This window comes from Kribbella sp. NPDC104740 (assembly GCF_055583505.1).
This window is the reverse complement of sequence record NZ_JBVJNV010000004.1, coordinates 202,504-221,234: the sequence shown is the minus strand read 5'-3', so window position 1 is coordinate 221,234 and position 18,731 is coordinate 202,504. Positions and strand designations below refer to the sequence as shown.

General features: G+C 71.7%; 19 protein-coding genes. 6 read left to right on the top strand and 13 right to left on the bottom strand.

Annotated features, from left to right (window positions below; all coding sequences use genetic code 11):
- Window position 1 precedes the first annotated feature (1 nt).
- From ACZ6Z4_RS22040 to ACZ6Z4_RS22020, 5 genes are all read right to left on the bottom strand, one after another.
- Window positions 2-913 (bottom strand): SPFH domain-containing protein, encoded by a 912-nt coding sequence (locus ACZ6Z4_RS22040; RefSeq protein WP_465567444.1) that lies wholly within the window; start codon window positions 911-913, stop codon window positions 2-4.
- Window positions 914-978: 65 nt separating this feature from the next.
- Entirely contained in the window at window positions 979-1,680 is a 702-nt protein-coding gene (locus tag ACZ6Z4_RS22035) for an aminotransferase class IV (RefSeq protein WP_465567441.1), read from the bottom strand.
- Entirely contained in the window at window positions 1,677-3,035 is a 1,359-nt protein-coding gene (gene pabB / locus ACZ6Z4_RS22030) for an aminodeoxychorismate synthase component I (RefSeq protein ID WP_465567438.1), read from the bottom strand. Before pabB ends, ACZ6Z4_RS22035 begins: the two co-directional genes overlap by 4 nt.
- A gap of 75 nt (window positions 3,036-3,110) precedes the next feature.
- A complete protein-coding gene (locus tag ACZ6Z4_RS22025; protein WP_465567435.1) occupies window positions 3,111-3,884 on the bottom strand; it encodes a class I SAM-dependent methyltransferase in 774 nt (257 codons plus the stop codon).
- 81 nt (window positions 3,885-3,965) lie between these two features.
- On the bottom strand, window positions 3,966-4,679 hold the full coding sequence (locus tag ACZ6Z4_RS22020; RefSeq protein ID WP_465567431.1) for a metal-dependent transcriptional regulator: 714 nt from the start codon (window positions 4,677-4,679) through the stop codon (window positions 3,966-3,968).
- A 100-nt stretch (window positions 4,680-4,779) separates the two neighbouring features.
- On the opposite strand from ACZ6Z4_RS22020, the gene ACZ6Z4_RS22015 reads away from it, so the two are divergent.
- The 4 genes from ACZ6Z4_RS22015 to ACZ6Z4_RS22000 all read left to right on the top strand — a co-directional run bounded on the left by ACZ6Z4_RS22015 (window position 4,780) and on the right by ACZ6Z4_RS22000 (window position 8,485).
- A complete protein-coding gene (locus ACZ6Z4_RS22015) occupies window positions 4,780-6,090 on the top strand; it encodes a cryptochrome/photolyase family protein (RefSeq protein ID WP_465567428.1) in 1,311 nt (436 codons plus the stop codon).
- Window positions 6,091-6,162: 72 nt separating this feature from the next.
- Entirely contained in the window at window positions 6,163-6,555 is a 393-nt protein-coding gene (locus ACZ6Z4_RS22010; protein ID WP_465567423.1) for a GntR family transcriptional regulator, read from the top strand.
- Entirely contained in the window at window positions 6,552-7,436 is an 885-nt protein-coding gene (locus tag ACZ6Z4_RS22005; protein WP_465567419.1) for an ABC transporter ATP-binding protein, read from the top strand. The genes ACZ6Z4_RS22010 and ACZ6Z4_RS22005 overlap by 4 nt, the downstream gene beginning before the upstream one ends.
- Window positions 7,433-8,485 carry an ABC transporter permease gene (locus tag ACZ6Z4_RS22000; RefSeq protein WP_465567416.1) on the top strand — a complete coding sequence of 351 codons (1,053 nt, stop codon included), beginning with the start codon at window positions 7,433-7,435 and terminating at the stop codon, window positions 8,483-8,485. Before ACZ6Z4_RS22005 ends, ACZ6Z4_RS22000 begins: the two co-directional genes overlap by 4 nt.
- Here ACZ6Z4_RS22000 and ACZ6Z4_RS21995 read toward each other — a convergent pair.
- From ACZ6Z4_RS21995 to ACZ6Z4_RS21970, 6 genes are all read right to left on the bottom strand, one after another.
- Window positions 8,451-9,716, bottom strand: coding sequence for an APC family permease (locus tag ACZ6Z4_RS21995; RefSeq protein WP_465567413.1), 1,266 nt, complete (start codon window positions 9,714-9,716; stop codon window positions 8,451-8,453). The two genes, ACZ6Z4_RS22000 and ACZ6Z4_RS21995, sit on opposite strands and share 35 nt — an antisense overlap.
- Before the next feature lie 10 nt (window positions 9,717-9,726).
- Complete coding sequence (locus tag ACZ6Z4_RS21990) at window positions 9,727-10,563, bottom strand: class II fructose-bisphosphate aldolase (RefSeq protein WP_465567410.1); 837 nt, start codon at window positions 10,561-10,563, stop codon at window positions 9,727-9,729.
- A 9-nt stretch (window positions 10,564-10,572) separates the two neighbouring features.
- Window positions 10,573-11,481 carry a 1-phosphofructokinase family hexose kinase gene (locus ACZ6Z4_RS21985; protein WP_465567407.1) on the bottom strand — a complete coding sequence of 303 codons (909 nt, stop codon included), beginning with the start codon at window positions 11,479-11,481 and terminating at the stop codon, window positions 10,573-10,575.
- Complete coding sequence (nagA, locus tag ACZ6Z4_RS21980) at window positions 11,478-12,614, bottom strand: N-acetylglucosamine-6-phosphate deacetylase (RefSeq protein WP_465567404.1); 1,137 nt, start codon at window positions 12,612-12,614, stop codon at window positions 11,478-11,480. Before nagA ends, ACZ6Z4_RS21985 begins: the two co-directional genes overlap by 4 nt.
- Window positions 12,611-13,579 carry an ROK family protein gene (locus tag ACZ6Z4_RS21975; RefSeq protein WP_465567401.1) on the bottom strand — a complete coding sequence of 323 codons (969 nt, stop codon included), beginning with the start codon at window positions 13,577-13,579 and terminating at the stop codon, window positions 12,611-12,613. The genes nagA and ACZ6Z4_RS21975 overlap by 4 nt, the downstream gene beginning before the upstream one ends.
- Before the next feature lie 137 nt (window positions 13,580-13,716).
- Window positions 13,717-14,346, bottom strand: a complete 630-nt coding sequence (locus tag ACZ6Z4_RS21970; RefSeq protein ID WP_363665789.1) for a TetR family transcriptional regulator — start codon at window positions 14,344-14,346, stop codon at window positions 13,717-13,719.
- A 226-nt stretch (window positions 14,347-14,572) separates the two neighbouring features.
- On the opposite strand from ACZ6Z4_RS21970, the gene ACZ6Z4_RS21965 reads away from it, so the two are divergent.
- A complete protein-coding gene (locus ACZ6Z4_RS21965) occupies window positions 14,573-15,304 on the top strand; it encodes a hotdog family protein (protein WP_465567393.1) in 732 nt (243 codons plus the stop codon).
- Here ACZ6Z4_RS21965 and ACZ6Z4_RS21960 read toward each other — a convergent pair.
- Window positions 15,297-16,589, bottom strand: coding sequence for a hypothetical protein (locus ACZ6Z4_RS21960; RefSeq protein WP_465567388.1), 1,293 nt, complete (start codon window positions 16,587-16,589; stop codon window positions 15,297-15,299). The genes ACZ6Z4_RS21965 and ACZ6Z4_RS21960 overlap by 8 nt on opposite strands.
- A gap of 98 nt (window positions 16,590-16,687) precedes the next feature.
- On the opposite strand from ACZ6Z4_RS21960, the gene ACZ6Z4_RS21955 reads away from it, so the two are divergent.
- Window positions 16,688-18,106 carry a dihydrolipoyl dehydrogenase family protein gene (locus tag ACZ6Z4_RS21955; RefSeq protein WP_465567384.1) on the top strand — a complete coding sequence of 473 codons (1,419 nt, stop codon included), beginning with the start codon at window positions 16,688-16,690 and terminating at the stop codon, window positions 18,104-18,106.
- Here the strand turns inward: ACZ6Z4_RS21955 and ACZ6Z4_RS21950 are convergent, their stop codons facing one another.
- Window positions 18,107-18,730, bottom strand: a complete 624-nt coding sequence (locus ACZ6Z4_RS21950) for a CGNR zinc finger domain-containing protein (RefSeq protein ID WP_465567381.1) — start codon at window positions 18,728-18,730, stop codon at window positions 18,107-18,109. It lies immediately after the preceding gene.
- Window position 18,731: the final 1 nt, after the last annotated feature.

Sequence of the window (18,731 nt, the reverse complement as noted above, 5' to 3'; positions counted from 1 at the left end):
GCTACTGGTACAGGGTGCCGGTGTTCACCACGGGCTGGGCGTCCCGGTCACCGCAGAGCACCACCAGCAGGTTGCTGACCATGGTCGCCTTGCGCTCCTCGTCCAGCTCCACCACGTTGTGCTCGGACAGCCGGTCCAGCGCCAGCTCGACCATGCCGACCGCGCCCTCGACGATCCGCTGCCGGGCCGCCACCACCGCACCGGCCTGCTGGCGGCGCAGCATCGCCTGGGCGATCTCCGGCGCGTAGGCCAGATGGGTGATCCGGGACTCGATCACGTGGACGCCGGCCGCCTGCACCCGGGCCGCGATCTCGGCCGACAGGGTCTCGGTGATCTCGTCGGTGCTGTCCCGCAGCGACATCCCGCCCTCGTCGGTGTGCACGTCGTACGGGTAGGAGTTGGCGATGTGCCGGACCGCGGTCTCGGTCTGGATCGCGACGAACTCGACGAAGTCGTCCACCTCGAACATCGCCTGCGCGGTGTCCTCGACCTGCCAGACCACCACCGCGGCGATCTCGATCGGGTTCCCGTCGGCGTCGTTGACCTTGGCAACGGCCGTCTCGTGGTTCCGGATCCGGGTCGAGACCGGCTGCCGGACCGAGATCGGGTTCACCCAGCGCAGGCCGTCGGTGCGGATCGTCCCGGCGTACCGGCCGAGGATCTGCAGCACCCGGGCCCGGCCCGGTGCCACCGGCGTCAGCCCCGCCGCCAGGATCGCCCCGGCCACGAACAGCACCGCCGCGAGCACCGCCAGCGCGACCTGCTCCTGCGAGATCCCCACGATCAGCAGCACCACCGCGGCGATCACCAGCACCAGCGAGCCACCCAGGAACGGCCACCCGTTCAGGTCCCCCGCCGACCGCTCGGTCACCTTCGGCTTCGGCATCTCCACCATCACGTCGACATCAGCCATCGTCGTACTCCCTCCGAGATCAGATGTCCCGAAGGTAGCATAGTGATATCACTTTTTGGAAGCGGTCAGATCGGGCGGGCCAGGGCGGTGAGGGCTCGTTGCCAGTCGTCGGCGGCCGAGGCGGGGAGTGGGTCGATCGGGCCGTCGTGCCAGGCGTGGACCGGGCGGATGCCGTGCAGCGCGTTCAGGAGCCAGAGCTCGTCGACCTCGGCGAGCTCCTCCGGGCGGCGGGCGGTCTCGGCGATCTCGACGCCTCGGGTCGTGGCGAGGTCGCGGAGGAGGGCGGCGGTGACGGACGGGAGGAAGGCGCGGTCCGAGGGCGGGAAGTGCAGGACGTCGCCCTCCCACCAGGCCAGCGCCGAGTACGCCGCTTCGACGGCGATGCCTTCGTGGTCCATCAGCAGGACCTCGTCGGCACCGCAGTCGGCGGCCGCCTCGGCTTTCAGGGCGCCCAGAGCCTCCAGGTCGGGGCCCTTGACGCGGGGCTGCGTGCGCGGGTCGGGCCCGCTGTGGACGGCGACCCGGATCCGGCCGCCCTGCGGAGGAGCCGGGCGCAACTGGACGGACAGGCCAGACTGGTTCAGCTCGAAGCGCGGGAACCACCGGCCGAAGCCGGGGAAGCGGCCGGCCTGGTCGGAGAAGTAGGTCGCGGCCCCCGGCTCCCCCGCGACGGCGCACGACCCGGCGAACCGCTCGCGGTGCAGGTCCAGCCCGCGGACCTTCCCGGCGTCCACGAGAAACGAATCGGCGACCAGTACGACGTTCATCCCGACCTTCCCAGCGTTGCGGCGGCTTTCAGCACCATCTCGTCGTACTCGGCGACCGGGTCCGAGTCGAGCACGATCGCTCCCCCGGCCCCGATCACCGTCTCGTGCGGGGTCAGGACGGCGGTCCGGATCACCACGCTCAGGTCGGCCCGGCCGTCCACGGTCAGGTAGCCGAGCGCACCGGAGTACACCCCACGCGCGCTCGACTCGAGCCCGTCGAGGATCTCCATCGTGCGGATCTTCGGTGCCCCGGTCATCGATCCCGGCGGGAAGCAGGCCTTGGCCGCGGCGACCGCGTCGACCCCGGCGCGCAGCTTGCCGCGGACCGTGGTGACCAGCTGGTGCACGGTTTGGTAGCTCTCGACAACCATCAGCTGCGGGACCTGGACGCTGCCGGGTTCGCTGACCCGGCCGAGGTCGTTGCGGATCAGGTCGACGATCATCAGGTTCTCGGCGCGGGTCTTCTCGTCCTCGGCCAGTTCCTTCGCGACCAGCTTGTCCTGCGCCGGGTCGGCCGACCGCGGCGCGGTGCCCTTGATCGGCCGGCACTCGGCCCAGCCGTCGCGGTCGACGGCCAGGAAGCGTTCCGGTGACGAGCTGGCGATCGCGAGGTCGCCGTACCGGAGGAAGGCCGAGTACGGCGCCGGGTTGCTCGCGCGCTGCCACAGGTAGAAGTCGAGCGGCTCCGGGACCGGTGGGAGGCGGACGCGGTTGGTCAGGCAGACCTCGTAGGTGTCACCGGCTTCCAGCGCGCGCATGCAGGCGTCGATCCCGGCCAGGTACGTCGTACGGTCCTGCTCGAGGTGCTGCTCGACGTCGAGCAGCGAAACGGCGGGCGGGTCGACCCAGCCCATCCACCAGGAGGCGGTCGTCTCGGCAGCCGTGTCGAGCCAGCGGGCAGCGTCGGGGTCGCCGGGGGCGTGCACGGCGACCAGGTACGAGCGGTCGCGGTCGTGGTCGATGACGACGAAGCGGTTGGCCCAGATCCAGAGCGCGTCCGGAGTCGCGGCTTCGTGGACGGCGGCGCCGCCGGTCAGGGACTTGAGCTCGTAGCCGAAGTAGCCGACGTACCCGCCGTTGAAGAGGTCGGCGAGCTCAGCCGGTCCGTCCGTACGCCGGGCCGCGAGGCGCTCCTGGAGCTCGGCGAAGGCGTCGCCGTCGGCCGCGTCGCCGACGATCACCTCGGCGTCCGGGCCGAGGCTCGTCCCGAGCACGGAGATCCGCCGCTGCGACCGGTCGGTGAGGCTGCCGTCGAGCCAGAACGCCACCGGCTCGGCAGCGAACAGCTCCCGGTAGACCGACTCGCCACCGAGCGCGCGGTCGACCGAGCGAACGGACCAGATCAGAGCAGGCACAGCAGAACGGTACCTACTGCGCCGGTCGCCGCGACCCCGGTCTCGCCGCCGAGGCGCCGAGAGCGCCGGCCGTCGTCAGTTCAGCGCGAGCTTGGTGCGCATCGCGGTGATCCGGCGGATCGGGATCGCGACCTCGAGACCGTCGCGGTCGTGGGCGCGCTGGGCGAGCCAGGCGGCGGCGTGCTCGCGCCGTTTGGCCGACGTACCGGGCAGGTAGAGCGCGCCGACCATCCGCCGCGCGTCGTCGATGCTGCGGACCGTGTACGCGTACCGCTCGCGCTGGCTCTCCATCACGATGAAGCCGGCCTCGCGCAGCTGCTCCTTCAAGCCGGTGATCTCCCCACCGGCCGGGAACTGCGGCCGCGAGCGCAGCCGTGTGGTGAGCCCGGTCAGCGTCCGCAGGTCACCGCGACGCAGCGGCCGCACCGCCGGGATCGTTGCCGCGAGCACTCCTCCGCGCCGCAGCACCCGCGCCGCTTCGGCCAGTACGTCGGGCAGCGGCTGCAGCACCATCAGGCCCATCGAGCACGTGACCACGTCGAACGCCTCGTTCGCGAACGGCAGGTGCAGCGCGTCGGCCTGCACCTTCGGCCCGGGAGCGCCGTCGAGCTGGACCGCGTTGCTGTCGACACCGACCACCCAGCGCCCGTACAGCTCCCGCGCGACCGGGCCGTTGCCGCAGGCGAGGTCGAGCACCCGCCGGGCCTCGCCGGAGACGGCACGGACGAGCCAGCGGTACGGCGTGTGGTCGCCCGCTACCGCCCGGGACAGCAGGGCTTCGGTACTGCCCGGGGTCGCGGAGTGGAACTCCCGCAGGTACCCGGGCCAGTCGATCTGGTTCTCTGACATCGCGGACAGACGTTACCCCGTGGCCACTGCCCGTACATCATCGAGCGCAGGCAGTGGCCGGATTCTTGACGCGGAACTGATTCAGACCAGCGACACGAAGATGTGCCCGGCCGTCTCGTCGCTGATCACGCCGCCGGCGTCGCGGCTGCCGACCAGGACGCCCTCGGCGTCGAGCATCGAGTCGACCTCGCGGCCGGGCAGCGCGCCGGCCTTGCGGAGCACCGACATCGCGAAGTCGTCGGTCTGCACCGGCTCGGCGATCCGCCGGACCAGCACCCGGACCGGGCTGCCGGTGGCCTGGTCGAGCACCTTGTCGAGCGGCTCGACGCCGTCGCGGAACTCGCCGATCGGCGTCGCCTGGCTCTCCTTCTGCAGCTCCTCCAGGCCCGGGATCGGGTTGCCGTACGGCGACTCGGTCGGGTTGTCGAGGATCTGCATCAGCCGGAGCTCGACGGCGTCGCTCATCACGTGCTCCCAGCGGCAGGCCTCGGCGTGCACGTCCTCCCACTCCAGGCCGATCACGTCGACCAGCAGCCGCTCGGCCAGCCGGTGCTTGCGCATCACCCGGGTGGCCTGCATCCGGCCGACGTCGGTGAGCTCCAGGTGCCGGTCGCCCTCGACCGTGACCAGTCCGTCGCGTTCCATCCGGGCCACCGTCTGGCTGACCGTCGGGCCGGACTGGTGCAGCCGCTCGGCGATCCGCGCGCGCAGGGGCAGGATGCCCTCTTCTTCCAGTTCGTAGATGGTCCGCAGGTACATCTCGGTGGTATCGATCAGCTCGCTCACGACAACCATTCTCGCCTATCCAGGCAAGCCGCACCGAATCGGCGGACCGATCCGGTCGTTGATCGTTCAAGCTCACTTGAAAAGTTGTTCATCGGCAAGACTGACAGCGATGAGCGCTCTGATGTGGTTCCGACGTGATCTCCGGCTGGCGGACAACCCGGCTCTGCTCGACGCGGTGGCCGCGGGGGACGGCCGGGTCTGCGGCCTGTTCGTGCTCGACCCCGCGCTCTGGGACGCGGCCGGCGATCCACGCCGCGACCACCTGATCAGCTCGCTGAAGCGGCTGCGCGACGCGATGGACGGCAAGCTCGTCGTCCGCCGCGGCGATCCGGCGACGGTCGTCCCGGAGCTGGCCACCGAGCTCGGCGCGGCCAGCGTGCACGTCGCCGCCGACTACGGCCCGTACGGCGGCCGCCGCGACGAAGCGGTCGAGAAGGCGCTCGACTGCCCGCTGGTCGCCACCGGTTCGCCGTACGCCGTGGCGCCGGGTCGCGTGCTGAACGGGTCGGGCCGGTCGTACCAGGTGTTCACGCCGTACTTCCGGGCCTGGCTCGACCACGGCTGGCGGCAGCCGGCCGACGCACCCGGCAAGGTGGAGTGGATCGGTAAGCGCGGCGACCCGCTGCCCGAGGCCGCGGACGTCGAGGACGCCGGCGAGGCCGCGGCCCGCGAGCACTGGCAGGACTGGCTGGAGACCGTCGCGGCGTACGACGACGAACGCGACCGGCCCGACCTGGACAGCACGTCGCGGATGTCGGTGCCGCTGAAGTACGGCGAGATCCACCCGCGGACGATGCTCGCCGACCTGGCCCGCCTGCGCAGCAAGGGCGCGGAGGCCTACCGGCGCGAGCTGGCCTGGCGCGAGTTCTGCGCCGACCTGCTCGCGCGCAACCCGGAAGCGGCGTGGAAGCCGCTGCGTTCGGAGTTCGAGAAGATGGCGTACGACGAACCCGGCGACGACTTCACCGCCTGGCGCGAAGGCCGGACCGGCTACCCGATCGTCGACGCCGGGATGCGCCAGCTGGCCGAGAGCGGCTTCATGCACAACCGGGTCCGGATGGTCGTCGCGTCCTTCCTGGTCAAGGACCTGCACATCCACTGGAAGTACGGCGCGCGCTGGTTCATGAGCCGACTGCGCGACGGCGACCTGGCGTCGAACAGCCTGAACTGGCAGTGGGTCGCGGGCTGCGGCGCGGACGCGTCGCCGTACTTCCGGATCTTCAACCCGACCACCCAGGGCAAGAAGTTCGACCCCGACGGCAGCTACGTGCGGCGCTGGATCCCCGAGCTGGCCGAGGTCCGGGGCAAGGCCGTGCACGAGCCGTGGCTGCTCGACGACGACCTCGGCTACCCGGAGCCGATCGTCGACCACGCCGAGGCCCGGCAGGAGTCGCTGCGCCGCTACGACGCGATCAAGTAACCCGCCGGGGGCTTGACCGCGGGCTCCCGTCTGACCCTATAGTGCTAGGTAACTAGATAAATGGGGTGACAGATGATCGAGTTCCATCTGGACGGGCGGTCGGGGGTCTCGCCGTACCAGCAGGTCGTGCAGCAGGTCCGGAACGCGTTGCGGCTCGGGCTGCTCCGCGAGGGTGACCAGCTGCCGACCGTGAAGGACGTCGTCGCGACGCTCGCGATCAACCCGAACACGGTGCTGAAGGCCTACCGCGAGCTGGAGCACGAAGGACTGGTGGCGGGCCGGCCGGGCCGCGGCACCTTCGTGACCCGGACGCTCACCGACCACAGCCTGGCCGCGCACGGACCGCTGCGCCACGAGCTGCAGCGATGGTTGTCGAAGGCCCGTAAGGCGGGGCTGGACGACGAGAGCATCGAGGCGTTGTTCAAGGCCACGTTTCGGTCCGCCGCTCAGGAGGACATAGCGTGAACGCCGTCCTGAGCGCCCAGGGACTGGGCAAACGCTACGGGCGCCGCTGGGCGCTCACCGACTGCGACCTGGAGGTCCCGGCCGGCCACGTCGTCGGCCTGGTCGGACCGAACGGCGCGGGCAAGAGCACGCTGCTGAACATGACGGTCGGGATGCTCACCCCGACCACCGGCACGGTCGAGGTCCTCGGCGCGCCCGCCGGGACCCAGCAGGCCAAGGTCGGGTACGTCGCGCAGGACACCCCGACGTACGCCCGGCTGTCGGTCGCCGACCACCTCAAGCTCGGCGCGCACCTCAACCCGCGCTGGGACGACTCGATCGCCCAGGCGCGGATCCAGGCCCTCGGGCTCGACCCGCAGCAGCGGGCCGGCCGGCTCTCGGGCGGTCAGCGCGCGCAGCTCGCGCTCACCCTCGGCATCGCGAAACGGCCCGAGCTGCTGATCCTCGACGAGCCCGTCGCCGCGCTCGACCCGCTGGCCCGGCGCGAGTTCCTGCAGGACCTGATGGAGGCCGTCGCCGAGCAGGAACTCAGCGTCGTCCTGTCCTCGCACCTGGTCTCCGACGTCGAACGCTCCTGCGACTACCTGGTCGTCCTGGTCGACTCCCGGGTACAGATCAGCGGCGAGATCGACACTCTGCTGGCCACGCACTACCGGCTCACCGGGCCGCGCCGCGACGAGAAGTCGATGCCGCAGCATCAGCACGTGCTGTCGGTCAGCCACACCGACCGGCAGTCGACGTACCTGGTCCGGACCGACGAGCCGATCCTCGACCCGGCCTGGACGGTCTCGCAGCTCACGCTCGAGGACATCGTGCTGGCCTACATGGGCCGGTCCACCAGCCGGCCGTCCGCGCGACCCGTTCTGGAGGTGCAGCGATGATCTGGCTGACCTGGCGGCAGTTCCGCCTGCAGGCGCTGGTGGTCGCCGGCGCCGTCGTTGCCCTCGGCATCTTCCTGGCCGTGACCGGCCCGGGGCTGCTCGACAAGTACCAGCTGCAGCCCGACGACTTCCTGAAGCAGATCCAGTTCGAGCGGATCAACCAGTACCTGTACGTCGCCGGGCAGGCGCTCGTGTACGCCACTCCCCCGGTGATCGGCGCGTTCTGGGGCGCGCCGCTGATCGCCCGCGAGCTCGAGGCCGGAACCCACCGGCTGGTGTGGAACCAGAGCATCACCCGGACCCGCTGGCTGGTCACCAAACTGGCCGTCACCGGGCTCGGCGCGATGGTCGTCACCGGGCTGCTCAGCCTCGCGGTGACCTGGTGGTCCGACCCGATCGACGACGCGATCGGCTCCGGCCAGGCGGCCGGCGTCTACAACGTTCCCCGGCTGCTACCGGCGGTCTTCGGCGCGCGTGGGGTCGTGCCGATCGGGTACGCCGCGTTCGCCTTCGCACTCGGCGTCGCCGTCGGGCTCGTCGTACGGCGCAGTGTGGTCGCGATCGCGATCACGCTGGCCGCGGTGATCGCGCTCCAGATCGTGTCGCCGCTGCTGATCCGGCCGCACCTGATGGCGCCGGTCGACACCACTCTGGTCGTCACCACGGAGAACATGCGCGGGCTGCAGCTGTCCGGACCGGAGGTGAACCCGGTGGTGATGCGGGTCGAGGCGAAGATCCCGGGCGAGGGCAACTGGAAGCTGTCCGAGCACACCGTGAACTCCGCGGGGCAGCAGCAGAAGACGCTGCCGCCGTACCTCGCCGAATGTGGTCCGCCCGGTCCGAACGCGACGCAGGAGGAACTGAAGAACCGGCAGCCGATGAGCGCGTGCTTCGCGCGCCTCGCCGACGACGGGTACCGGCAGCAGATCAGCTACCACCCGGCGAGTCACTTCTGGGGGCTGCAGTGGCGGGAGACCGGGCTGTTCCTGGTGCTGGCGCTCGGCCTGGTGGGCTTCAGCTTCTGGCGGATCCGGTGCGACCTGACCTGAACACCGTCCTCAGTAGCAGCGCTGCTGCCAGTACGGCGGCCGCGGCGATCGCCGAGGTGAGCGGGAGCGTGAAGGCGAGGGTGATGCACCCCAGCAGGCCGAGCACACTGACGGCCCGGGGCCAGCGGCGCTGGTCCCGGGGCTGGGTGAAGGCGGCGGCGTTCGCCACGGCGTAGTACAGGAGGACGCCGAAGGACGAGAAGCCGATCACTGCGCGGAGGTCGGTGGTCAGGACGAGGCCGCCGACGACCACCGCGAGGGCGATCTCGGCACGGTGCGGGACGTGGAAGCGGGGGTGGACGGCCGCGAGGGTCCTCGGCAGGTCGCCCTCGCGGGCCATCGCGAGGGTGGTGCGGCCGATGCCGGCGATCAGTGCGAGCAGGGCGCCGAGGCTGGCGAGGGCTGCGCCGAGGCGGACGACGGGGACGGCCCAGGTGGCGTCCACCGCGGTGACCGCCGTCGCCAGCGGGGCGGCCGACGCGGCGAGGCCGGCCGCGCCGACGGCGCGGAGCAGGGCCAGACCGATCACCAAGTAGATGCCCATGGCAATCACCAGGGCGATCGAGACCGCCCGCGGGATGGTCCGGGCCGGATCGCGGACTTCTTCACCCATCGTCGCGATCCGCGCGTACCCGGCGAAGGCGAAGAAGAGCAGCCCGGCGGCCTGGAGGACGCCGTAGACGCTGGTGCCTGCGGGGAACAACGACGGGAGGTCGTGGCCACTGGGGGATCGCAGGAGCAGGATGAGGACGAGCGCCAGGACGATGAGCGAGCAGGTCACCAGGATGCGGGTGAGGCGGGCGGTGCGGGTGATGCCGCGGTAGTTGACCGCTGCCAGGGCGATCACCGCGAGGAGTGCGACGCCGCGGCGGAGCCAGCCAGGGTCGGGGATGACGTAGGTGGCGAAGGTGAGCGCCATGGCGGCACAGGAGGCGGTCTTGCCGATCACGAAGGCCGAGCCGGCGAGGAAGCCTGCGGTCGGCGAGAGGCGCTCGCGGCCGTAGACGTAAGCGCCGCCGGAGACCGGGTAGACGGCTGCGAGCTGAGCTGAGGACGCGGCATTGCAGTAGGCAACAATCGCGGCGATCACGAGGCCCGCGAGGAGCGCGTCCCCAGCAGCTCGGGCGGCCGGAGCCCAGACAGCGAACACCCCGGCACCGACCATGGACCCGAGCCCGATCACGACAGCATCGGTGACCCCCAGCCCACGGACCAGCCCCGGCTGTGTCATCGCTACCTGCTCACACCGCTTTCAGGATCGTCAGCAGGCGGGCGACCTCGGCGCCGACCGCCGTACGTGCGGGCCCGAGGTACTTGCGGGTGTCCACCAGCTTCGGCTGGTCGGCGAGGATCTCCCGCACCACCCCGGTGAACACGTTGTTCAGGTGCGTCGCGATGTTCACCTTCGTCATCCCGGCCTCGACCGCGCGGGTCAGGTCCTCGTCGGCGACCCCCGACGAACCGTGCAGCACCAGCGGTACCGGTACGGCGTCGCGCAGTTCACCGATCAGAGCGAAATCCAGCTCGGCGGTCCGCTCGGTCATCGCGTGCGACGAGCCGACGGCGACCGCCAGCGCGTCGACGCCGGTCGCCTGCGCGAACGCGAGCGCCTCGTCCGGCCGGGTCCGCGCGCCCGGCGCGTGCACGCCGTCCTTGCCGCCGACCTCACCGATCTCCGCCTCGACGAACACCCCGTGCTCGTGGCAGAACGCGGTCACCTCGCTGGTCGCCGCGACGTTGTCGGCGTACTCGAGCTTGGAGGCGTCGAACATCACCGACGTGAACCCGAGCGACACCGCCTCGGTGACCAGGTCGCGGTCCATCGCGTGGTCGAGGTGCACGACCACCGGCACGCTCGACGCCGACGCGGCCGCCAGCGTGGCGACGCCGATCGGCTTGAGCGCGCCGTGGTACTTCACGGCGTTCTCGCTGATCTGCAGGATCACCGGCGCGCCGACCTGCTCGGCGCCGGCGATCAACGCGGTCGCGTGCTCCAGCTGGATCACGTTGAACGCGCCGACTCCCCGGCCCGCCTGGGCTGCGGCCAGGACGACCTCGGCTCCGGACACCAACGGCATGAGCTTCTCCTATCGGACGACGACCTGCGGCTGCCACCGCCGGTACGCCGCGAGATCGATGTCACCGGCAACCGGTGTGAGGACGGCCGCGGCCGACGCGGCCACGGCGGACTTGAGCACCAGCGGCCAGTCGGGCTGGGCCGACTCGGCGATCGCGGCGGCGACGACGGCGGTGCACGCATCCCCGGCACCGGTGGGGTTTCCGGCCACCCGCTCGACCGGGTCCGCGCGCCAGACCCCGCCGCGGCTCGCGGCGACCATACCGCGCGGGCCGTCGGTGATCACGGCCGCGGTCGCGCCGAAGTCGACCAGGCGCCGGGCGCCGTCCTCGACGGTCATCTCGTCGCCGAGCGCTTCGCGCAGCTCAGCCGCGTTCGACCGTACGACGGCGCCCGCCTCGGCCGCAGCGAGCAGCGCCGGCCCGCCGGTGTCGATGACCGTCCGTACGTCGCGCTGCCAGGCCAGCGTCGCCAGCTCGGAGTACGCGTTGGGCGGCAGACCGGGCGGCAGGCTTCCCGAGCACGCGAGCACGCCGAGCCGCTGCCACGGCATCCGCTCGGTCAGCGCCCGCCACTCGTCGGCGGCGACCGTCGGCCCGGTCTCGTTGAAGATCGTCGCGTCGCCGTCCACACCGTTGACAATGGCAACGGTCCGCCTGGTCTCACCCTTGATCGGCGTCAGCAACGAGGTCAGTCCGGCGTCGAACAGCTCCTCGGCGACCTGCTCACCGGTGACCCCGCCGACGAACCCGAGCACGAGCACCTGGTGCCCGAGCGTCGCGGCGACCCGGGCCACGTTGACTCCCTTGCCCCCGGCCCGCATCCGGACCTCGCCGACGCGGTGGCTGCCGCCGACCACGAGCTCGTCGACGGCGTACGTGACGTCGAGGGCCAGGTTGAGCGTGACGGTCCCGATCATCCGCGGTCGAGCCACTCGCCGGCCCGCATCACCTTCTGCACGGTGTAGTCGTCGTCGAGCACGACCAGGTCGGCGCGCTTGCCGGTCTCGATACCGCCGACGTTGTACCAGCCGAACGCCTCAGCGGGCGTCGTCGAGGCCATCCGGGACGCGTCGACCAGCGAGACGCCGGCGTTGACAGCGTTGCGGTAGGCAACATCCATCGTCAGTGTGCTGCCCGCGATCGAGTGCGCGCCGTGGGCCAGCGTCGCCAACCCGTCCTTCACGTCGACCTCGAGGCTGCCCAGCTTGTAGCGCCCGTTGGGCATTCCGGTGGCGACCATCGCGTCGGTGATCAGCGCGATCCGGTTCACGCCGGCGGCCGCCAGCGCGACGCGGACCACCTGCGGGTCCAGGTGCATGCCGTCGTTGATCACCTCGAGCAGCAGCCGCGGGTCGTTCAGCGCGGCACCGACCGGACCGGGGTCGCGGTGGTGGAACGGCCGCATCCCGTTGAACAGGTGGGTGGCGACCGTCGCCCCGGCGTCCGCCCCGGCGATCATCTGCTCGTACGTCGCGTCGGTGTGCCCGAGCGCGGCCACCACCCCGGCGTCGACGACCTGCCGGATCGCGTCCAGCCCGTGCTCCAGCTCCGGCGCGATCGTCACCATCTTGACCGCGTCGCTGAGCACCTTGGCGACGTCACCCTCGACCGGGTCGCGCAGCAGCGTCGGCTCGTGCGCGCCGCAGCGCGCCGCGGACAGGAACGGGCCCTCCAGGTGGACACCCGCGATCACGCCGTCGGTGACCAGGTCGGCCAGGCACGCGGTCTGCGACACCAGCTCGTCGAGCGGCCCGGTGACCAGGCTGGCCATCGTCGTCGTGGTCCCGTGCCTGGCATGGAAGGCCGCGACCTTGCGCGCCTCGTCGGCGTCCGTGGTCGAGTACGTCGCCCCGCCACCGCCGTGGGTGTGGATGTCGACGAAGCCCGGGATCACCGTCGTGTCGCCGAGGTCCTGCGGCCGCTGCCCGTCGGCCGGCATCCCCTCGGAGCGCCGGCCGAAGGCGAGGATGTCGCCGTCCTCGACCTGGAGCCACGCGCTCTCCAGCACGTCGTCCGGCGTCACCAGCCGACCCACCCGGTACGTCGTCATTCGCTCTGCTCTCCGCTCTCGTCCTGAGTGACCCGGTCCCATGCCAGCAGCGCGGCGCCGAGGCAGCCGGCCTCCTCGCCGAGCTCGGCGGCGACGATCTCCGGCTCGCGCTGGAACGTCAGCCGCTCGTGCAGCCCGGCCCGCAGCGGCGCCAGCAGGGTCTCCCCCGCGCCGACCAGTCCGCCGCCGATCGCGATCCGCGTCGGCGCGATCAGGGTCGTGTAGAGCACCAGCGCGTCGACCAGAGCCGCCAGCGCCTCCTGCCACACGATCGCGGCGTCGGCGTCGCCTTCAGCCAGCAGCTCCAGCACCTCACGAGCCCCGTCGACCTCACGGCCCGTCCGTACGCCGTACCGGCGCGCGAGGGCAGCCGCCGAGGCGACCGTCTCCAGGCAGCCGTACTGGCCGCAGGCGCAGAGCTCGGCGGCCTCGCCGTGCACGAACCGGGTGTGGCCGAGCTCACCGGCGTACCCGTCGCCGCTGACCAGGGAGCCGTCGACGATCATCGCCGCGGCGATGCCGGTGCCGAGCGGGAGGAAGAGCGAGTTGGTGGTGCCGCGCAGCGCGCCCTGGCGCAGCTCGGCGTAGCCGCCGGCGCGGACGTCGTGGGCGAGGTGGACCTCGTAGTCGGGTCCGAGCGCGGCCTGGATCGCCGCGCGGACCGGTGTGTTCACCCAGAGCAGGTTCTCGGCGCTGACCGTGCCCTGCTCGGCGTTGATGATGCCCGGCACCACCACCCCGACCGCACGCACCCGGTGGCCGTCGGCCGCGGCCTTCTGGCTCAGCTCGACGACGGTCTCCAGCAGCGCGTCCAGCACCGCCCGGGCACCGCCTTCGGCGTCTCCCAGCGCACGAGGCGTCGGCCTGGTCTCGCGGTGCAGCACGGCACCGTCGGCCGCGACCAGGCCGCACTTCATCCGGGTTCCACCGAGATCGACGGCAACCACGACTTCACAGGGCTCCACGGAGCGCCATTATGCAGCGTTACCCAGGGGTTCGAACATCCGTGAGCAGTTGATGGACAGTTCTCGCCGGACCAGTGGACCAGCCGGCCCGCCGCTGCACCGGACGACGACGGGCCCCTCGGTTGCGCTGCGTGGCCTCAGGCGCGCAGCCCGCGATCGAAAGCGGCCACCAGGAAGGCGATCAGGTTCTCGGCCAGCCTGCTGGCGTCGTCCACGTCCTCGGTGCCCGGGGCCCGCGACAGCGCCTGCGACTGGTGCAGCGCGAGCAGACCGAGCATGTTGACGTAGCCGAACGCAACGGACTCCGGCGCCGCCCTGGGCAGCGCCTGCTGCAGCGCGGCCAGGTAACGGGCCTCGACCGGGTCCGCCTCGGCGGCGTACAGCTCCCGGATCCGGCGGCTCGGGTCGAACGCGACCCGGCCGATGAACCGGGCAACGATCGCACCCCGCTCCCCCCGGCGCAGCACGAGATCCAGCCCCGGTTCGATGAACGCCCTGATCAGCTCCTCGGCGGTCGGCTGCCCGGACGCCTCCAACTGGTCGAGCCGGCGCCGCCGCTCGGTGTTGACCGGTGCCATCGCGCGCGCGACCGCGGCCCGCAGCAATGCTTCCTTCGAGCCGAAGTGGTAGTTGACCGCCGCAATGTTCGCTGCTGCCGCGACCGTGATCGCGCGCAGCGAGGTCCCTTCGTAGCCGCCCTCACCGAACCGCTGCTCGGCGATGTTGAGCAGCCGTTCCCGGGTCGATTCCACGGGTGGTGTCTCCACAGAGTTCTCCTTCCCCCCGGCCACCGCTCGCGCAGGCACCCCACCTGCTCACGCGCCGTAGCCTGCAGTCAGCATAGTTCAAACGGACGTTTGAATGAGAGTGGTCGGAGCAGTAAATCTGTGGGAACGCGGGAAAACCCTTCACTTTGCAGATCCTGAGCCTGGTTTCGGGCCGTTCCGGGACCGCGCGTCCCACCCGGTGGACGGTTGGCTAGGGTCGGTGGGCATGACGACGCGCGAGGTGCTGCGGATCAGGCGACGCTTCCGGGGACCGGAGCGATCGGCCAACGGCGGCTACACCGCGGGCCTGGTCGGGACCCGGCTCGGCGCGACCGGCGACACCGTCCCGCAGGTCACGCTGCGGATGCCGCCGCCGCTGCGGACCGACCTCGAGCTGACCACCGGCGACGGCAACGCCGTACTGCGGGCGCCCGGCGAGACCGTGGTCGCTCTGGCCGAGCCGGTGTCCACTGACGTGCTCGGCGACGCGGTGATCGACCCGGTCCAGTACGACGAAGCGCGCGCTGCCGAGTCGGCGTACCGGGGTCTGGAGAACCACCCCTTCCCCGGCTGCTACGCCTGCGGCCCCGAGAACGACCACGGCCTGCACCTGCGTCCCGGGCTGCTCGGCGACGGCCGCACCGCCTGCACGTGGACCCCCGCCTCCGCGCTGGCCGAGTCGGGCGACCTGGTCGACCCGGTGCACCTCTGGGCCGCGCTGGACTGCCCCGGCGGCTGGAGCATCGACCTGGAGGGCCGGCCGTCGGTGCTCGGCCGGATGACCGCCTGCATCGACGCCCGGCCGCAGCTCGGCGAGCCCTGCGTGATCATCGGCCGCAAGCTCGGCGAGGACGGCCGCAAGACCTTCACCGCCACCACCCTGTACGACTCCGACGGCCGCATCGTCGCCCGCGCGAAGCACACCTGGATCCTGGTCGACCCGGCGCTGTTCAACTAGTCGTCAGCACGAAGGTCGGCGAGACCTGCCAGCTCAGCGGGCGGCCGCCGTACGTGAAGGACGGGACCAGGAAGCGGTACGCGGACGAGCCGCGCTGCGTCGCGGTGAACGTGTAGTCGGCCCAGCCGCTCTTCAGGTCGACCCACTTCAGGTCCCGCCAGGCCGTGCCGTCCCAGCGCTGCAGCGTGGTCCGCAGGTTCACCGCCGGGCTGACGGAGATCCGCGCCCGCGCGGGCTGCCCGTAGCCGACCGCCGGGTCGGCGAACGACGCGAGCACCTTCGGCCGGGTCAGCGTCGTGGACGCCGGACCGATCGCTCCCAGGGAGAAGTTGTTGCCGGCGAACCGGTCGGGCACCGCGACGCGGTACTGCCTGGTCCCCCACGCCACCGGCGCGAACCGGAACGACCCGCTGTCGTAGGTCAGGGCCGAGCCCACGGCGTACCAGGGTGAGGCCGCGTTCGCCCGCGCCTGCAGGACCACCGTCCGCGGGATGTCGCCGATCGGCGTCGTCCCGCAGCCCTCCGGGACGCAGGAGCGGCCCATCCGGTCGAAGCGGCCGGTGATCACGGTCGGTTGCCCGTACGTCGTGGCCGCCGGCACCGCGGCCGGACCGAGTCGCCCGCTGTAGAACTCGGTCCACAGCGTTTCCGGCTGGCGCGGCCACTCGTTGGTGTCCCGGGTGGCGACGGTGAACGGTGGCGGCCCCTGCGGCCGGAACGTGGCCGCGGCCGCGGCTCCGGTCGAGGCCACCAGGGCCCAGGCGGTGATCGGCGTCGGGCGCACCAGCACCTGGTAGTTGTGCGGAGCGTTCGGCAGGTCGAGCGGATCACTGGGGTTCTCGTCCGCCGGTGCCGGCGCGGAATGCCAGCGCATCGTGTAGGCGCCGTTGACGGCGACGACGTCGTCGATCACCGGGACCGGCTTCGGCATCGCGTCGAAGGGATCCGACGACACCAGCGCGGCGGTGTTCACGCCCGCGTCGGTGATGCCGAAGACCTTCATCCGGACCACCGGGGAGGCGTAGAACTCCGACACCGGGATGTCCACCTGGTTCGGATCGGCCGTCTTGAGCTCCCGGCCGTCACCGGTGGTCCACGGGTACTCCGGGAAGATCCGGTTGCCGGTCGGTTCGCTCTCCGCCCAGGTCACCCGGACGTGGGTGTGCGCGGCGCCGGCCCACGCGACCTTCACGTCGCTGATCACGATGCCGGCCGCGTGGGCCGGGCTCACCAGTCCCAGTGACGCGACCAGTCCGGCCACCACTGTCAGCGCGACTCTTCGCACAGGACCCACCTCCCACGGATTACCGGTTACGAACTAGATGCAGGTGGGCAGGCAGAAGTTACCGATCGGCGGTGCGGGCGGGTGATATGCAGGGACGCATGGAGACGACGGAATACGACCTGATCGTGCTGGGCGCCGGAGCGGTCGGTGAGAACGCGGCGGACCGGGCGGTGCAGGGTGGGCTGACGGTCGCGCTGGTCGAGAGCGAGCTGGTCGGCGGCGAGTGCTCGTACTGGGCCTGCATGCCGTCGAAGGCGCTGCTACGGCCGGGCCAGGTGCTGCGGGCCGCGCAGAACGTCGGCGGCGCGGCCGCGGCGGTGACCGGGAAACTCGACGTGCAGGCGGTGCTCGACCGGCGGAACTCGTTCGCGAGCAACTGGGACGACGCCGGCCAGGTCAAGTGGGTCGACGGCGCCGGCATCACGCTGGTCCGCGGCCACGCCCGGCTCAGCGGCGTCAAGGAGGTCACGGTGACCGGGCCGGACGGCGAGACAACGGTCCTCACCGCGCGGCACGCGGTGCTGATCTCGACCGGGTCCGACCCGGTGGTGCCGGACATCGACGGGCTGCACGAGTCCGACCCGTGGGCGAGCCGTGAGGTGACCAGCGCGAAGTCCGTGCCGGACCGGATGGTGATCATCGGCGGCGGCACGGTCGCGGTCGAGATGGCGACGGCGTACGCCGGGTTCGGGACCGAGGTCACGGTGATCGCGCGCGGTCAGCTGCTGTCGGCGCTGGAGCCGTTCGCCGGGGAGATGGTCGGCGACGCGCTGCGCGAGCTGGGGGCGACGGTGCTGACGCAGACCGGGACGACTCGGGTACGGCGTACGGACGGAACCGTGTACGTCGAGACCGCGGACGGCACAACGATCGAGGCCGACGAGATCGTCGTCGCGACCGGGCGGCAGCCGCGGACCGACGACATCGGGCTGGAGGCGGTCGGGCTGACGCCGGGCGAGTGGCTGCCGACCGACGACACGATGCTGGTCGACGGGTTCGACTGGCTGTACGCCGCGGGCGACGTGACGAACCGGGCGCTGTTCACGCACCAGGGCAAGTACCAGGCCCGCGCGGCCGGTGACGTGATCGCGGCGCGCGCGAACGGCAAGGCCGTGTCGGACAAGCCGTGGGGCACGCACGTCGCGACCGCGGACCACGAGGCCGTCCCGCAGGTGACGTTCACCGACCCCGAGGTCGCGTCGGTCGGGCACACCGAGAAGTCGGCGCGCGAGGCCGGCTACACGACCCGGACCGTCGACTACGAGATCGGCAACGTGGCCGGCGCGAGCGTCCGGCAGGACGGATACCAGGGCAAGGCGCGGATGATCGTCGACGAGGACCGCAAGGTGATCCTCGGCGTCACCTTCGTCGGCCCGGAGGTCAGCGACCTGCTGCAGGCGGCGACGTTCGCGGTGGTCGGCGAGATCCCGCTCGACCGGCTGTGGCACGGCGTACCGGCGTACCCGACGGTGAACGAGATCTGGCTGCGGCTGCTGGAGACCTACGGGCGGCCGTAGCTAGCGGGTCCGGGCCGCGTGGGCGCGGACCTTGGCGCGGTTGCCGCAGGTCGCCATCGAGCACCAGCGGCGGCGGCCGCGCGCGTCGAGGAACAGCCAGCCGCACGCGTCGCCCGGGCAACGGCGGACGTGGGCCCGGTGCTGGCCGGTGAGCAGGTCGGCGCTCAGCAGGGCCAGGTGGTCCAGCGGGAGGTTGAGATCCTCCGGGAGGTCCCAGTTCGCGCTGAGGCCGTGCAGCGTCGGCATCGGGAGCAGCCGGCGGTGCGCGCTGGCTCGCGCGATCGCCCGCTCCACCGCGGCGAACGAGGACGTCGCGGTGGAGTCGGTCAGTACGTCGTACAGGTCGGCCCGGAACTCCAGCGCCGCCTCGAACCGCCGGGCCGCGTCGGTCGGGCGGCCGGCGGCCTGCTCGATCAGCCGGAAGACTCCGGCGTCGGAGAGCAGGCCGACGTACCCCGTCCAGATCACCAGCGTCTCGAAGCTGGTCAGCCAGTCCGTCCGGGCCGGACCGCGGTCGGTCCAGTCCGAACGGGTGTTGAGGAAGTCCAGGACGGGGTCCGCGCCGACCGGTTTCGGCAGCACGACGCCCTGGACGAGCTCGAGGTGGGACGGCAGCGCGGACATC

What these genes read in the sequence shown, in the direction of transcription:
- ACZ6Z4_RS22040 (WP_465567444.1), bottom strand. Translation starts at nt 913, where the DNA reads ATGGCTGATGTCGACGTGATGGTGGAGATGCCGAAGCCGAAGGTGACC.
- ACZ6Z4_RS22035 (WP_465567441.1), bottom strand. Translation starts at nt 1,680, where the DNA reads ATGAACGTCGTACTGGTCGCCGATTCGTTTCTCGTGGACGCCGGGAAG.
- ACZ6Z4_RS22025 (WP_465567435.1), bottom strand. Translation starts at nt 3,884, where the DNA reads ATGTCAGAGAACCAGATCGACTGGCCCGGGTACCTGCGGGAGTTCCAC.
- ACZ6Z4_RS22020 (WP_465567431.1), bottom strand. Translation starts at nt 4,679, where the DNA reads ATGGTTGTCGTGAGCGAGCTGATCGATACCACCGAGATGTACCTGCGG.
- ACZ6Z4_RS22015 (WP_465567428.1), top strand. Translation starts at nt 4,780, where the DNA reads ATGAGCGCTCTGATGTGGTTCCGACGTGATCTCCGGCTGGCGGACAAC.
- ACZ6Z4_RS22010 (WP_465567423.1), top strand. Translation starts at nt 6,163, where the DNA reads ATGATCGAGTTCCATCTGGACGGGCGGTCGGGGGTCTCGCCGTACCAG.
- ACZ6Z4_RS22000 (WP_465567416.1), top strand. Translation starts at nt 7,433, where the DNA reads ATGATCTGGCTGACCTGGCGGCAGTTCCGCCTGCAGGCGCTGGTGGTC.
- ACZ6Z4_RS21995 (WP_465567413.1), bottom strand. Translation starts at nt 9,716, where the DNA reads ATGACACAGCCGGGGCTGGTCCGTGGGCTGGGGGTCACCGATGCTGTC.
- ACZ6Z4_RS21990 (WP_465567410.1), bottom strand. Translation starts at nt 10,563, where the DNA reads ATGCCGTTGGTGTCCGGAGCCGAGGTCGTCCTGGCCGCAGCCCAGGCG.
- ACZ6Z4_RS21985 (WP_465567407.1), bottom strand. Translation starts at nt 11,481, where the DNA reads ATGATCGGGACCGTCACGCTCAACCTGGCCCTCGACGTCACGTACGCC.
- nagA (WP_465567404.1), bottom strand. Translation starts at nt 12,614, where the DNA reads ATGACGACGTACCGGGTGGGTCGGCTGGTGACGCCGGACGACGTGCTG.
- ACZ6Z4_RS21965 (WP_465567393.1), top strand. Translation starts at nt 14,573, where the DNA reads ATGACGACGCGCGAGGTGCTGCGGATCAGGCGACGCTTCCGGGGACCG.
- ACZ6Z4_RS21955 (WP_465567384.1), top strand. Translation starts at nt 16,688, where the DNA reads ATGGAGACGACGGAATACGACCTGATCGTGCTGGGCGCCGGAGCGGTC.
- ACZ6Z4_RS21950 (WP_465567381.1), bottom strand. Translation starts at nt 18,730, where the DNA reads ATGTCCGCGCTGCCGTCCCACCTCGAGCTCGTCCAGGGCGTCGTGCTG.